This window comes from Streptomyces sp. NPDC044033 (genome assembly GCF_056434425.1).
Map to the genome: position 1 here is coordinate 19,240 of NZ_JBWKFF010000015.1, position 14,454 is coordinate 33,693.

Consider the following 14,454-nt stretch of genomic DNA (forward strand, 5'->3'; position numbering starts at 1 on the left):
GGGCGGCGGACCGCGTCGGGCCGGAGCGGGGGCCGACTGGTCCGGTGGCCCTAGGGCCCCGGGTGAGCTGCCGGGTTTCGGGATGCCGACTGCGGTGGGTTAGCCTGCGATCACATGTGGTGAGGGCGGCGGGCCGTCGGCCGCCTTCTCCGTGCGGCGTCAGGGAGTTGGGGCACGTGAAGGATCCGCAGGTCGCAGAGCTCATCCGGTTCGTCCGCGAACGCTCGCCGTTCTACCGCGAGTTGTACGCCGGCCTCCCCGATGACACGGCGGAGCTGGCCGCGCTCCCCCTGATCCCCATGCGCGACTACTGGGCGGCGCACGGCCTGCGCGACAGCCGGGTGATGACCGGGCCGCACACGGACGGCGTCGTCTTCAACACCGGCGGCACCACGTCCGCGCCCCGGATCTCCGTCTACAGCTGGGACGAATGGCGGGAGGCGGGCCGGAGATTCGGCGAGGCGCTGGTCGTCGCGGGCCTGCGCGAGGGCGACCGGGTGGCCAACCTCTTCTACGCCGGGCGGCTGTACCCCAGCTTCGTCTTCCTCTTCGACTGCGTGCAGGACCTGCCGGTCCGCACCGTACAGCTGCCGATCAGCGGCAACGCCCCGCTCGACTTCACGGTCGGTGTCATGCGCGACTTCGCCGCCACCGTGGTGGCCGCGCCGCCCACGTCGCTGTGCCAGCTGGCGACGGAGGTCGTCGGGTCGGTGGGGGCGCTGCCGGACGTACGGCTGGTCCTGTTCGGCGGGGAGGCGTTCTACGACGATCAGCTCGCCCTCATCACCCGCGCGTTCCCGTCCGCCGAGGTCCGCTCCGGCGGCTACGGCAGCGTGGACGCGGGCGGCCTGGGCGGCCCGGTCGCGGGGGAGCCCGACACGCGCGTGCACGAGCCCTTCCCGGACAAGGTGCTGGAGCTGGTGGACGCCGACACCGGCGAGGTCATCGAGGAGCCGGGCCGGCCGGGGCGGGTGGTCGTCACCGACCTCACGCGACGGCTGATGCCGCTGCTGCGCTACCCCGTCGGCGACCTCGCCGAGTGGACCGACTTCCCCCGCCGCCGGTTCCGGCTGCTCGGCCGCTCCGGCGAGGAGGCCAAGATCGGTACGGTCAACGTGGACCTGGAGGGGCTGCACCGGCTGGTGGAGAGCGCCGACGAACGGGGCCGGGCCGTCGGCATGCAGGCCGTGGTCCGGCACCGCGAGGGGCTGGACGAGCTCGTCCTCCGGCTCGCGGGTCCGCGCGAGGCCACGGCCGGTACGGCAGAGCCAGCTGGGACGGCTGGGGCGACTGGGACGGCTGGGGTGGACGGGGCGGGCCGGGCCGACCTGGAGCGGGCCCTCACGGCGCGCGTGCACGTCGAGGACTTCGCCGAGACGCTGGAACTCGGCCTGATCCACCCGCTCGCCATCGAGTGGGTCGCGCCGGACGGCCTCGTGATCAACCCCAGGACCGGGAAGCGGCTCCGGCTGATCGACGAGCGCGTCGGCTGATCCGGGCGGGGTACGGGCGGGGTACGGACGGGGGGTACGGCGGGGCGCTCGCGCGCCCGTACTCGTACCCGTGCCCGTCGGTCCGCCCCCGCCGCCCGACCGCCGCGGGTGACTGTTCGAACGCGAACTCACCCTACGTACAAAGCCGTTGGTCGAAGCCTTGCCGACCCCGCCGCGCGACCTCTCCGCGCCCGGCGGCTGTGACCTCACCCCCGCAGTGCTCGTTGCTCTCGTGAACACCGCAAGCGACGCTTGCCCAGCGAACGGAGACGCACTCGTGACGACGCTCACCGCTGCCAGGGAGGAGATCATTCCGCTCACCTTCGGCGGCCTCGCGTACGAGGGGCGGATCGTGCACCGGCCCGGCGCCCGCCTGGCACCCGTGGCCCTGGTCGGCGGCGCCTTCCAGACCAAGGCAGGCTGGGGGCGGGTGGAGCAGGGGTTCCTGGCCGACGCGACCGTGATCACCATGGACCTGCCCGGCGGCGGCAACGCCGACCGGCTGCCGCCCGAGTGCGGCTTCGACTTCCTCACCGGCGCGCTCGACCACCTGCTGAGGTCGGTGGCCCCGGGCCCGGTCAACGTCTTCGGCGCCTCCTACGGCAGCGCCGTGGCCTACCGCTGGGCCAAGCTCCACCCCGAACACTGCGCGCGGCTCCTGCTGTTCGGCACTATGGCGCAGATGACCGAGCATGTGCGCGCGGTGCTCCAGCGCACCCTCGACCTCGCGGAGCAGGGACGACACGAGGAGTTCGTCGAGCAGGTGCTGGACGGGCTGGTGTGCTCGGAGCCGGACGCCGCCATCACCCGCCGCAATGTCGTCATCCGCTGCCTGACCAGCATGCTCAACAACATGACGGCGGACGAACTCGACAAGTACCGCGACAACACCACCCGGCTGTTGGACTACACCGCCGACCCCGAGGGCGAGCCCGCCGCCGTCCCCACCCTGGTCGCGACCGGCGAGTACGACCCGCTGACGACGCCGCTGCTGAGCCGGGCGGCGGCGGCCCGCTGCGGCGACGCGCACTTCACCACCATCAAGGGCACCGACCACATGGCCCACCTGGAACGGCCCGCCGAGGTCGTCGACCTGGCGGTGCGCTTCTTCGGCGGCCGGCCGCTGAACGGCCTGGACTACTGCGGGCCGGTCGAGTACTTCGGACGTACGGGCCGCCTCGCGACGGTGCCGCCGGGGCGGACGGCCGGGCGCTAGCCGCGGGCGGGCGGCGGCTGAAGTCGGGCGGCGCGGTGCGGCTGGTGGGGCGCATGAGGCGATACGCGCTTGCGCGGCCCGTGGCGCACCCGGCCCGTGCCCGTACGCCCGTAACGCCCGTACCCGGCCCGTACGCCCGTACGCCCGTACCCGGCCCGTGCCCGTACAGCCCGCGCGGAGGCCGTCCCGCTACCCGTCGCCCCGGCGGCCCAGCAGCCCGTCGATGATCGCCGCGATCTCCTCCGCGACGTCGTAGTCCTCCGCCAGTTCCTGCCAGCGGTCGGCGAGCGCGGTCAGCCGCGGCAGCTCGGCCGGGTCCTCCGGCGCCGGAGCGGCGAGCATCTCGGGGAAGTACCTCCGGCGGTCGGGCTGTTCGGCGCGGCGGGCCATGGCGGCCTGGAAGACGAGTTCGCCGTAGACGTAGTGCCACAGCGTCCGGTACGTCTGCACGGCCCGGTGCTCGCTGAGCCCGCAGCCCATCGCCGAGTCGATGATCTCCTCGACCATCCACAGCGCGTGCCGGTCGGTGATGTCGCCGAGGCCGAGGATCTCCACGACCCATGGCATTCGCCGCAGCACGTCGTGCATGTGGACGGTCACGGCGAGGAGCCGTTCGCGCGGGTCCGCCGGCAGTTCGGGGCGGGGCAGGGTGCGCGCGGTGCCGACGAGTACGTGCATCAGCAGCTCGTCCTTGTCCTGCACGTGGTGGTAGAGGGCCATCGGCGTGCTGCCGACCTCCTTGGCCAGCCGCCGCATGCTCAGGGCCGCGACGCCTTCCTCCTCCAGGACGCGGCGCGCGGTCGCGACGATCGTCTCCAGTTCCAGTCGGCGGGGTCGGCCGACGGCCCGTTTGCCCTGTTCCTTCGCCACGTCCTTCGTCACGATCCCATTCTCGCAGCGACTATTTTCTATACGCGTATAATAATATGCCGGACGGGGCGGCCCGCGAAGTGGCGCCCGAGGTGCGACGGAAGGGGACGGGTGTGAGCGACGAGGCCCGGAATACGCGCTGGCTACTGGTGGTGGCGCTCACCGTGCAGTTCACGGTGGCGCTGGACATGGCGGTGGTGAACGTCGCGCTGCCCGACATGAAAGCGGACCTCGGCTTCACCGCCGAAGGGCTGCAATGGGTCGTGAACGCCTACGCGCTCGCCTTCGGCGGCCTGCTGATGCTCGGCGGCCGGCTCACCGACACGGTCGGGCGCCGCCGCACCCTGATGGCCGCGCTCGCCCTCTTCGGCCTCGCCGGCCTCGGGGGCGGCCTGGTGTGGTCGCCCGGCGGGCTGATAGCCGCCCGCGCGGCGCAGGGCGTCGCGGCCGCGGCCCTCGCGCCCGTCGCCCTCGCCCTGATCACCGTCACCTTCCCGGCCGGGCCGGCGCGCTCGCGCGCGCTCGGGCTGTGGGGGATGGCGGGGGCCGCGGGCGGCGCGATCGGGGTACTGGCCGGCGGAGTGCTCACGGAGGCCGCGGGCTGGCGGACGGTGCTCCTGATCAACGTGCCGATCGTCGTGTTCGCCTACGCGGCGGCCCGCCGCTCGGTCCCCGCCGACCGGCGCGTACGCCCGGCCCCGCGCCTCGACGCGGGCGGCGCGCTGCTGATCACGCTCGGCATGATGGTGCTGGTCCTGGGGGTCGTACGGACCGAGACGCACGGCTGGGGCTCCGCGATGACGATCGGCACGCTCGCGGCCGCGGCGGTGCTGCTGGCCGCGTTCGCCGCCGTCGAGCTGCGGGTGGGCCAGCCGCTGCTGCGGATGGGGCTGCTGACCCACCGGCCGGTGCTGGCGGCCAACCTGTTCATGCTGCTGCTCGCGTCCGGGCAGTTCGGCGCCTTCTACTTCTCCTCGCTCTACATGCAGCAGGTGCTCGGCTACGGAGCCACCGCCACCGGCGTCGCGTTCCTGCCCTTCTGCGTCGGCCTGGTGGCCGGATCGCTCCTCGCGCCGCGTCTCATCGCCCGGCTCTCGATGCGCTGGACGCTGGTCGTCGGCGGGGCGCTGGGCGCGGCCGGGTTCGCCTGGCTGGCCGGGGCGGTCGGCGTCGACGGCGGCTTCGCCGACTCGATCCTCGGCCCGTTCCTGCTCGCCAGCTTCGGCATCGGGATGTGCTTCGTGCCGCTGGGCACGGCCGGGACCGAGGGGGTCGCGGCCGCGGAGGCGGGCATGGCCTCGGGGCTGCTCAACAGCTCCCGGCAGATCGGCGGTTCGGTGGGGCTGGCGGTGCTCGTCACCGTCGCCGCGGGGGCCGCGGGCGGCAGCCGCGTCGAGGCGCAGGCCAACGGGTACGCGACCGCTTTCGGGGTGGGCGCCGTGCTGCTGGCGGCGGCCGCGCTGACGGCGCTGCTGCTCCCGGCCCGTACGGGCATGGGAACGGGTGCGGGCACGGGTACGGGCACGGGGGAGACCCGTGCGCATGAGGCGGCGGTGTCCGAAACTCGACCTTCCTGACAGGGGCCGGGGCGCCGGATGCCGGGCGCGGATCGCCGGTGACCGAGTCCGGCCCCAAGTGCGATGGCACACAGGAGAACGCGCCGCGCTGAGCGTATTCTTGACCCTGGACGAAGCGATGTCAGGGCTCACGCGGAGTTCCGCCGTGGGCCGCGTGGACGGGGAGGGCGGTCTCGCGGATGCACTGGTTCTGGTGGGTGTTCATCTTCTTCGCCCTGGGCGGTTTCACCAAGCTCGCCGACACCGCCCGTACCGCCTTCCGTATCCGCCACGAGCGGAAGTTGGAGCTGCTGGAGTCAGGGCGGCGCGAGCGGCAGGCGGAGCGGCAGGCCGTCGAGGCGGCGAACAAGCAGCCGGAGCCGGTCTGCGGCTGCCGGCACCACCTCGCGAAACACGACAAGCAGGGCAAGTGCCATGAGGCGGTCGAGGTTCCGGTCGCCTGGGACGCGGAGAAGCAGCCGGTGCGGTACGAGCCGGGCGTCTGCAACTGCCAGCAGTACGTGGGCCCGCAGCCGCTGACGACGCTCTACGCGCAGGACCTCACGGACCTGGCGTAGCGGGCCTCCGGGTCTCCGGGCCACCGGCTGATCAGCCCTCGGCCGGCCGGCCCAGCAGCATGGCGGGCGCGCCCGCCACACGGGTCAGGAAGATCACGCAGGAGTTCGGCCCGGAGGGCTTGAGCTTCCTGCGCAGCTCCTCGGGCTCCACCGCCGAGCCGCGCTTCTTGACGACGACGACCCCGATGCCGCGCTCACGGACGATCGCCTTCAGCTTCTTGAGGTTGAAGGGCAGGACGTCCGTGATCGCGTACGCGGTGGCGTAGGGCGTCGGCCGCAGCTCGTCCGCCGTCACATAGGCGATGGTCGGATCGATCAGCCGGCCGCCCACCTGCCGCGCGACGTCCGCGACGAGGTGGGCGCGGATGACCGCGCCGTCCGGCTCGTAGAGATACCGGCCGACCGGCCCCGGCTCGGGGTCGGGCAGGCCCGCGCCGAGCAGGGTGTACGGGCCGGGGAGCAGCGTCGCCCCCCGCGCGCCCGGCGCCTCGGCGCCGAACCAGAGCACGGCCTCCTTCACCTCGCCGCCGTCCGAGATCCACTCGGCCTCCGCCTCGGCGGGGATGATCTCGTGCGGGATGCCCGGTGCGATCTTGAGCGCGGCGTACCGGGCCGTACGGGCGGCCTCGACGGCCCAGGACAGCGGCGGTGAGTACGCCTCCGGGTCGAAGACGCGGCCGCGGCCACCGCGCCGGGCCGGGTCCACGAACACGGCGTCGTAGCCGGAGGTGTCGACGTCGGCGACGTCCGCGTGGCGCACCTCGATGAGGTGGTCCAGGCCGAGGGCGGCGGCGTTGGCCCGTACGACCTCGCAGGTCAGCTCGGACCGGTCGACGGCGAGGACCGGGATGCCGGCCCGCGCGAGCGCGATGGCGTCGCCGCCGATGCCGCAGCACAGGTCGGCGAGGCTCCGTACGCCCAGCTCCGCGAAGCGCCGCGCGCGGTGGGCGGCCACGGAGGCGCGGGTGGCCTGCTCCACGCCGTCGGGCGTGAAGTACATGCGGTACGCGTCCTCGGCCCCGAACTTCGCCACCGCCCGCTGCCGCAGCCGCGCCATGCCGAGCGCGGCCGAGACCAGCTCGGCGGCGTGATCGCGGCGCAGCCGGGTCGCGGTGGCCAGCTCCTGGGCAGGATCATGATCGCGCAGGACCGCCAGCAGCCGCTGCCCCTCATCGGTGAGGAGCGAGGCGAAAGGCGCGACGCCGGACGGATCAGAAGCGGAATTCGGTACAGACACCCTGCCATTCTCCCCGCCCCCGTCCACACGCCATGCGAGAGCGCCCTGCAACGCCGACCGCCAGGCACATGGACACAACCGAGGCGGGCGCGGACAGCCGCGGCCCCGCCGGGGTGGGGGGAGGCGACCCTTGGCCCCGCTGGGGGTGAGGGTGCAGGTGGTCCCGGTCCCACCGGGGGTGGGGGGAAGGCGGCCCTGGCCCCACCGGGGGTGAGGGTGCAGGCGACCCGGCCCCACCGGGGGTGAGGTGCAGCCCGGCCCCACGGGGGGTGAGGGTGCAGGCGACCCCGGCCCCACCGGGGGTGAGAGTGCAGGCGATCCCGGTCCGCTCGGCACGCGGTAAGCAGCTCAGTACCGCCCGGTATGGGCGGGTGGCAGGCGCTCCCGGCCTGCTCGGTGCGGGGGTGCGAGCATCCCGGCCCGCCCTGACGCGAGAGCCCCACGTATTCAAGCCCGCCCGGCACGTGAGGCCGGCAACCCAGCCCTCCCCGGGGTGGCCCGGGGTGCAGGCGTCCCGTGGCCGCGCCGGTGCGCGAGTGCGCGCATCGAACTCGCTCGGCACACGGGTGCCGACAGCCGTGGCCCGCCCGGCGTGCGGTGGCAGGCAGCCCGCGCCGGAGCGTGAGCCCGCGCATCCAAGCCCGCCCGGCGTTTGAGGGCCGGGGCCCGGGGCGGAGCCCCGGCACGTACCGGCACCACCCACCCCCACAGCCCCCGTTGCGTTGCGCAGAACTGCGCCGCATTGGCACTCCGCTTGACCGAGTGCTAACCGCGTCATAGTCTCGCATCTGGCACTCTCCACCAGGGAGTGCCAAACACAGCGACGGGCTGATCCGGCACCCGCGACGACGGATCACACCTGGTCGCCACCTCAGACAATTAACCCCGTGAGATCTCCGAAGGGGGAGGTCGGATCGTGACGACCGCCAGCTCCAAGGTTGCCATCAAGCCGCTTGAGGACCGCATTGTGGTCCAGCCGCTCGACGCCGAACAGACCACGGCCTCTGGCCTGGTCATTCCGGACACTGCTAAGGAGAAGCCCCAGGAGGGCACTGTCCTGGCCGTGGGCCCGGGCCGCTTCGAGGACGGCAACCGTCTTCCGCTCGACGTCGCCGTCGGCGACATCGTGCTCTACAGCAAGTACGGCGGCACCGAAGTGAAGTACAACGGCGAGGAGTACCTCGTTCTCTCGGCCCGCGACGTGCTCGCGATCATCGAGAAGTAATTCACCGAAGTTTGCCTGATCTGCGCCCCTGGTCCCCGCGTCTGAAAAGCCGGGCGCCCGGGGCGCAGTTCGTTTGAGCGATAGCGGTCACCGCTGCGTGGCCGGGGATCGCAACGAGAGGACTTGAAGCAACTCATGGCGAAGATCCTGAAGTTCGACGAGGACGCCCGTCGCGCCCTCGAACGCGGCGTGAACAAGCTTGCCGACACCGTCAAGGTGACGATCGGCCCCAAGGGCCGCAACGTCGTCATCGACAAGAAGTTCGGCGCCCCCACCATCACCAACGACGGCGTCACCATCGCCCGCGAGGTCGAGATCGACGACCCGTACGAGAACCTGGGCGCCCAGCTCGTGAAGGAGGTGGCGACCAAGACCAACGACATCGCGGGTGACGGCACCACCACCGCCACCGTGCTGGCCCAGGCGCTGGTCCGCGAGGGCCTGCGCAACGTCGCCGCCGGCGCCTCCCCGGCCGCCCTGAAGAAGGGCATCGACGCCGCGGTCAAGGCCGTGTCGGAGGAGCTCCTCGCGACCGCCCGTCCGATCGACGACAAGGCCGACATCGCCGCCGTCGCCGGGCTGTCCGCCCAGGACAAGCAGGTCGGCGAGCTCATCGCCGAGGCGATGGACAAGGTCGGCAAGGACGGTGTCATCACCGTCGAGGAGTCCAACACCTTCGGCCTGGAGCTCGACTTCACCGAGGGCATGGCCTTCGACAAGGGCTACCTGTCCCCGTACATGGTCTCCGACCAGGAGCGTATGGAGGCCGTGCTCGACGACCCGTACATCCTGGTCCACCAGGGCAAGATCGGTTCGATCCAGGACCTGCTGCCGCTGCTGGAGAAGGTCATCCAGGCCGGCGCGTCCAAGCCGCTGCTGATCATCGCCGAGGACGTCGAGGGCGAGGCGCTCTCCACCCTGGTGGTCAACAAGATCCGCGGCACGTTCAACGCCGTGGCCGTCAAGGCCCCCGGCTTCGGCGACCGCCGCAAGGCCATGCTCGGCGACATCGCCACCCTCACCGGTGCGACCGTCATCGCCGAGGAGGTCGGCCTCAAGCTCGACCAGGCCGGTCTGGACGTGCTGGGCACCGCCCGCCGCGTGACCGTCACCAAGGACGACACCACCATCGTCGACGGTGGCGGCGACTCCGCGGACGTCACCGGCCGCGTGAACCAGATCAAGGCCGAGATCGAGTCCACGGACTCGGACTGGGACCGCGAGAAGCTCCAGGAGCGCCTCGCCAAGCTCGCCGGCGGCGTCTGCGTGATCCGCGTGGGTGCGGCCACCGAGGTCGAGCTCAAGGAGAAGAAGCACCGTCTGGAGGACGCCATCTCCGCGACCCGCGCCGCGGTCGAGGAGGGCATCGTCTCCGGTGGCGGTTCCTCGCTCGTGCACGCCGCGAAGGTCCTGGAGAACTCCCTCGGCAAGGAGGGCGACGAGGCCACCGGTGTCGCCGTCGTCCGCCGCGCCGTCGTCGAGCCGCTGCGCTGGATCGCCGAGAACGCCGGCCTGGAGGGCTACGTCATCACCTCCAAGGTCGCCGAGCTCGACAAGGGCCAGGGCTTCAACGCCGCGACCGGCGAGTACGGCGACCTGGTGAAGGCCGGCGTCATCGACCCGGTCAAGGTCACCCGCTCCGCGCTGGAGAACGCCGCGTCCATCGCCTCGCTGCTGCTCACGACCGAGACCCTGGTCGTCGAGAAGCCCGCCGAGGAAGAGTCGGACGCCGGTCAGGGCCACGGCCACGGTCACTAGTGACACGCGGTCGCTGACGCGGCCGTAGCGCGCGGAGGCCCGGCGCCCCTTCGGGGGAGCCGGGCCTCCGCGCGTCGTTCGCCGGGGCGGCTCCGGGGCGTACGTCCGTAAGGCTGGAGCCGCCGCGGAACCGCCGTGGAGCCACCGCGGTCCGTACGCGCGTACCGCTGGGGCCGTGTCGCCGCCGGAGCCGCGTCGCCGTCGGCGCTACTGCGGTCCGTACTTGCGGCCCGTGGACGACGACACCCGGGAGAGTGCCCCGCGCGGCGCGATCTTCATCAGGCCCGACAGCGCCTTGTACCGCGGGTCCGGCACGGACAGCGACTTGCCGCGCGCCAGATCCCGCAGCGCCGCGTCGACCAGCTTGTCGGCGTCCAGCCACATCCACGCCGGGATGTTGCCGGTGCCCATGCCCGCCCGCTCGTGGAACTCGGTCCGTACGAAACCGGGGCAGAGCGCCATCAGCCGCACCCCGCTCCCGGCCAGATCCCGCGCGGCGCCCTGGGTGAACTGCACGACCCATGCCTTGCTCGCCCCGTACGTGCCGCGCGGCACGAACGCCGCCACCGACGCGACGTTCACCACCCCGCCGCGCCCCCGCTCGCGCATCGAGGCCGCCGCCGCGCTCGTCAGCCGCAGCACCGCCTCGCAGTGCACCTTGAGCATCGTCAGTTCGTCGGCCATCGGCACGTCGAGGTAGTTGCCCTTGTTGCCGAACCCGGCGTTGTTCACCAGCAGGTCCACCGGGTGCGTACGGTCCGCGACCCGCGCCTCGACCGCGGCGATCCCCTCGTCCTGCGAGAGGTCGGCGCGGAGCACCTCCGCCTCCACGCCGTGCCGGTCGTGGAGTTCGGTCGCCTGGTCGCGCAACCGCTCGGGGTCGCGCGCCACCAGCACCACGTTGTGCCCGTCGGAGGCCAGCCGCCGGGCGAAGGCGGCACCGATGCCGGCCGTCGCTCCCGTGATCAGTGCAGTCGTCATACGCGAACGTTAGTGCCCGGCGCGCCCTCGCCGCTCGCCGCCTGTCCGCCGCCCTCGGCCTTGCGGGCGGCGTAGTCGACGGCTTGCTGCCGTACTTCCTGGGGCAGCGCGTCGCCCGCGGCCAGGATGCTCGGCAGAAGTTCGCGTTCCGTGGTCCCCGCGCGGAAGAGGAGCGAGACCGTCACCTCGTGGTCGGGCCGGTGCACGATCTCGACGGGGTCGCCGGCGCTGATCTCGCCGGGTTCGAGCACCCGCAGATACGCGCCGGGCAGCACGGTCCGGGTGAACCGGCGCACCCAGCCCTTCTCCTGGAGCCAGCCCGCGAACGTACGGCAGGGGATGCGCGGCGAGGCCACCTCCAGCAGCAGGTCCGGGCCGACGCGCCAACGCTCCCCGATGAGTGCGCCATTGACGTCGATTCCGGTGGTGGTGAGGTTTTCGCCAAACGTGCCGGGCGCCAGGTCGCGCCCCAACTCCCGCTCCCAGAAGTCGAGATCCTCGCGCGCGTAGGCGTACACGGCCTGGTCGTCGCCGCCGTGGTGGCGCAGATCGCAGACCGCGTCCCCGGCGACGCCGCTGCCCCCGGTGCCCTTGGGGCCGGGGGCGGCCACCGCCACCGGGCCGTCCACGGGACGCTTGTCGATGCCGGTGCCGGCCTCCGCGTCGGTGTAGTCAGTGGGCATGGGCCGGCCGAGGTTCACGGTGAGCAGACGCATGGGCAGCAGGGTAGACGAAGCACCCCAAAGCGGCGAACGAATAATTTCGGCCACCCCCAAGCTGCCCTTATGCTCAACGCATGATCGAGGCTCGACATCTCAGGGTGCTGCGTGCTGTCGCCGCCGCCGGCTCATTCTCCGCGGCGGCCCGCGAACTGGGCTGCACCCAGCCCGCCGTCAGTCAGCAGATGAAGGCCCTGGAGCAGTCGGCCGGCACCCCCCTGCTGGTCCGTACGGGCCGCGAGACCCGCCTCACCGAGGCCGGCGCGGCGCTGGTGCGGCACGCGAGCGGCATCCTGTCCGGGCTGACGGCGGCGGAGGAAGAGGTCGCCGCCATCGCCGGGCTGCGGGCGGGGCGGGTGCGGCTGGTCTCCTTTCCCAGTGGCAGTTCGACGCTGGTGCCCACCGCGCTGGCCGACATGCGCGCGGCGCACCCGGGGACCCGTATCTCGCTGGTCGAGGCGGAGCCGCCGCGCTCGGTGGAGATGCTGCGCGCGGGCGACTGCGAGATCGCGCTGGCCTTCCGCTACCCGGAGGTCCGCGGCGCCGACCCGGCGGCCGACGCGGAGTGGGACGACCTGGTCGTACGCCACCTGCTGACCGACCGGCTCGTCGGCGTGGTCCCCGAGGGCCACCGGCTCGCGGGCGAGGACCAGATCGCCGTCGGCGACCTGGCCGGCGAGCCGTGGATCGCGGGCTGCCCCCGCTGCCGCAGCCACCTGGAGAGGGTGTGCGAGCTCGCGGGGTTCACCCCGCGGATCGACTTCGCGACGGACGACTATCCAGCGGTATTCGGCCTGGTCGGAGCTGGTCTGGGGGTGGCTGTGATGCCCGAACTGGCCCTGGAGACGCTGCGCCCCAAGGGGGCCCGCACGGTGCGGGTGGAGCCCGCGGTGGAACGGGAGATCGTGGCACTCACCCTGCCCGACCTGGACCGCGTACCCGCGGTCGCGGCCATGCTGGACCGCTTGGCGACGGCTGCGGCACGCTGACGCCGGGGGCGGTGGGGCTTGTGCGGACGTACGGACCGCGGGAGCTCGCGGCGCGGTGTTCGGCCGGCCTGAGACCCGCTGGACTGGCGGGGCCGCCGGGCTGGCGGGGGCCCTGGGGCCTGCGGGCCTGCTGAGGTCCGCCGGAGTGAGGTCCGCCGGAGCTACGGGCCTGCTTGGCGGGTCTGCTCGGCCGGCCGACTTGTCCGTACTGGCCCGCCGGCCTGTCCGTACCGGTCCCCGGCCTGTCCGTACCGGTCCGCCGGCCTGCCGCGCGTGCGGGCCCCGACCCGCTGTCGCACGCGTCGCACGCGTCGTACGCATTGCACGTGCCGCACGCGTCGCACGTATGCCGCCGGCGCGGCCCGTCGGCCCGGCTCGGCCGGATGGCGGATGAACGTTTCTTCAGAGGTTCGTCGCGCCGGAGGCCGCGATCACCCGGTGCCGTGCCCGGCCCATGAGCTCCTCGCGCTCGTCCTCGGTGAGCCCGCCCCAGACGCCGTACGGCTCCCGTACCGCGAGCGCGTGCGCCGCGCACTCCGAGCGCACCGGGCAGCGCATGCACACCTCTTTCGCCGAGGTCTCGCGCGCGCTGCGCGCGGCGCCGCGTTCACCCTCCGGATGGAAGAAGAGGGAACTGTCGACTCCTCGGCACGCGGCCAGGAGCTGCCAGTCCCACAGGTCGGCGTTGGGACCGGGAAGGCGGGAGAAATCTGCCATTGCTTATCCCCTCAGAAGCGCTCTGATCCGGACGCACTGCCCATGACCGTACATCCACTGTGTAAGCAGATGTAAATATGACTCATTGCGAATCTAGCCATAGACACCTCCAAAATGGAAGAAAAATCCCAGAAGATAGGCAAATGGGGCATAGAGTGAAGGCGAGGCGGCCGAGCCGGGCATGGCCCGATCCGCGTCGGCCCCCTCGCGTGGACTGCTGAAGGTGGCCGCCCGAGCCCGTAACTCTTTCGGGTGACCGTCGTTGAGAGTGCGAGGCGGTTGACGGATTAAGGACTCGGGCACATGTCCGAGCGCGTCGATCGCGCAGGTGACGATCAGTACCAGCCTGGAGGCTCAAGGTGACGCGCAGCAGCTGTGAGAGCCGTGGAGGACACTCATGACATCCGTCCTCGTCTGCGACGACTCCCCGCTTGCCCGAGAGGCGCTCCGCCGTGCGGTGGCGACCGTGCCCGGCGTCGAGCGTGTGACGACGGCGGCCAACGGCGAGGAAGTCCTCCGCCGCTGGGGCGCCGACCGTTCGGACCTGATTCTGATGGACGTGCGGATGCCCGGTCTCGGCGGCGTCGAAACCGTGCGGCGGCTGCTCTCGGCGGACCCCGGGGCCCGCATCATCATGCTCACGGTGGCCGAGGATCTCGACGGGGTGGCGCTCGCCGTCGCCGCCGGGGCGCGCGGCTATCTGCACAAGGACGCGTCGCGCGCCGAACTGCGCGCGACCGTCACGCAGGCGCTCGCCGACCCGACCTGGCGGCTTGCCCCGCGCAGGCTGCGGTCGGCCGAGATGGGCGCCGCGCCGACCCTGACCGCGCGCGAGATCCAGGTGCTCGAAGGCATGAGCCACGGCCGCTCCAACGCGGAGATCGGACGTGAGCTCTTTCTCTCCGAGGACACGGTCAAGACACACGCCCGCCGGCTCTTCAAGAAGCTCGGCGCCTCCGACCGGGCGCACGCCGTGGCGCTCGGTTTCCGCTGGGGCCTGGTCCGCTGAGACCGATGCCGCGTGCGGCGTTGGGGGGGGGGGGGGGGGGGGGGGGGGGGGGGGGGGGGGGGGGGGGGGGGGGAGGGGAGGCAGATAGACAGGCCACAAAAAAAAA

The 14,454-nt window shown here is 72.5% G+C and carries 13 protein-coding genes; 8 read left to right on the forward strand and 5 right to left on the reverse strand.

Features of this window, described 5'->3' with window-relative positions; translation table 11 throughout:
- The first annotated feature begins 176 nt into the window (after positions 1-176).
- On the forward strand, positions 177-1,493 hold the full coding sequence (locus AC07AB_RS24880; protein WP_478570642.1) for a phenylacetate--CoA ligase family protein: 1,317 nt from the start codon (positions 177-179) through the stop codon (positions 1,491-1,493).
- A gap of 277 nt (positions 1,494-1,770) precedes the next feature.
- On the forward strand, positions 1,771-2,709 hold the full coding sequence (locus AC07AB_RS24885) for an alpha/beta fold hydrolase (protein WP_478570644.1): 939 nt from the start codon (positions 1,771-1,773) through the stop codon (positions 2,707-2,709).
- Positions 2,710-2,898: 189 nt separating this feature from the next.
- On the opposite strand, the gene AC07AB_RS24890 is transcribed toward AC07AB_RS24885, so the two are convergent.
- On the reverse strand, positions 2,899-3,591 hold the full coding sequence (locus AC07AB_RS24890; RefSeq protein WP_478570646.1) for a TetR/AcrR family transcriptional regulator: 693 nt from the start codon (positions 3,589-3,591) through the stop codon (positions 2,899-2,901).
- A gap of 44 nt (positions 3,592-3,635) precedes the next feature.
- On the opposite strand from AC07AB_RS24890, the gene AC07AB_RS24895 reads away from it, so the two are divergent.
- Together AC07AB_RS24895 and AC07AB_RS24900 are read left to right on the forward strand one after the other, a co-directional pair.
- Positions 3,636-5,156 (forward strand): MFS transporter, encoded by a 1,521-nt coding sequence (locus AC07AB_RS24895; RefSeq protein ID WP_478570649.1) that lies wholly within the window; start codon positions 3,636-3,638, stop codon positions 5,154-5,156.
- 179 nt (positions 5,157-5,335) lie between these two features.
- On the forward strand, positions 5,336-5,713 hold the full coding sequence (locus AC07AB_RS24900) for a hypothetical protein (protein WP_478570651.1): 378 nt from the start codon (positions 5,336-5,338) through the stop codon (positions 5,711-5,713).
- 31 nt (positions 5,714-5,744) lie between these two features.
- Here the strand turns inward: AC07AB_RS24900 and AC07AB_RS24905 are convergent, their stop codons facing one another.
- Positions 5,745-6,950, reverse strand: a complete 1,206-nt coding sequence (locus tag AC07AB_RS24905; RefSeq protein ID WP_478570654.1) for a class I SAM-dependent methyltransferase — start codon at positions 6,948-6,950, stop codon at positions 5,745-5,747.
- 916 nt (positions 6,951-7,866) lie between these two features.
- Here AC07AB_RS24905 and groES point away from each other — a divergent pair.
- Both groES and groL read left to right on the forward strand, forming a co-directional pair.
- Entirely contained in the window at positions 7,867-8,175 is a 309-nt protein-coding gene (gene groES, locus AC07AB_RS24910) for a co-chaperone GroES (protein WP_478570657.1), read from the forward strand.
- 135 nt (positions 8,176-8,310) lie between these two features.
- On the forward strand, positions 8,311-9,933 hold the full coding sequence (gene groL / locus AC07AB_RS24915) for a chaperonin GroEL (RefSeq protein WP_478570660.1): 1,623 nt from the start codon (positions 8,311-8,313) through the stop codon (positions 9,931-9,933).
- Positions 9,934-10,140: 207 nt separating this feature from the next.
- Here the strand turns inward: groL and AC07AB_RS24920 are convergent, their stop codons facing one another.
- Positions 10,141-10,914, reverse strand: a complete 774-nt coding sequence (locus AC07AB_RS24920) for an SDR family NAD(P)-dependent oxidoreductase (protein WP_478570663.1) — start codon at positions 10,912-10,914, stop codon at positions 10,141-10,143.
- Positions 10,911-11,630: an MOSC domain-containing protein gene (locus AC07AB_RS24925; RefSeq protein WP_478570666.1), complete on the reverse strand. Its 720-nt coding sequence runs from the start codon at positions 11,628-11,630 to the stop codon at positions 10,911-10,913. The genes AC07AB_RS24920 and AC07AB_RS24925 overlap by 4 nt, the downstream gene beginning before the upstream one ends.
- A gap of 80 nt (positions 11,631-11,710) precedes the next feature.
- On the opposite strand from AC07AB_RS24925, the gene AC07AB_RS24930 reads away from it, so the two are divergent.
- Positions 11,711-12,622, forward strand: a complete 912-nt coding sequence (locus AC07AB_RS24930; RefSeq protein WP_478570669.1) for a LysR family transcriptional regulator — start codon at positions 11,711-11,713, stop codon at positions 12,620-12,622.
- A gap of 402 nt (positions 12,623-13,024) precedes the next feature.
- Here AC07AB_RS24930 and AC07AB_RS24935 read toward each other — a convergent pair whose 3' ends face one another.
- Positions 13,025-13,339 carry a WhiB family transcriptional regulator gene (locus tag AC07AB_RS24935; RefSeq protein WP_478570671.1) on the reverse strand — a complete coding sequence of 105 codons (315 nt, stop codon included), beginning with the start codon at positions 13,337-13,339 and terminating at the stop codon, positions 13,025-13,027.
- Between the two features lie 397 nt (positions 13,340-13,736).
- Here AC07AB_RS24935 and AC07AB_RS24940 point away from each other — a divergent pair, with 397 nt between their 5' ends.
- Positions 13,737-14,348 carry a response regulator transcription factor gene (locus AC07AB_RS24940; protein ID WP_003948568.1) on the forward strand — a complete coding sequence of 204 codons (612 nt, stop codon included), beginning with the start codon at positions 13,737-13,739 and terminating at the stop codon, positions 14,346-14,348.
- Positions 14,349-14,454: the final 106 nt, after the last annotated feature.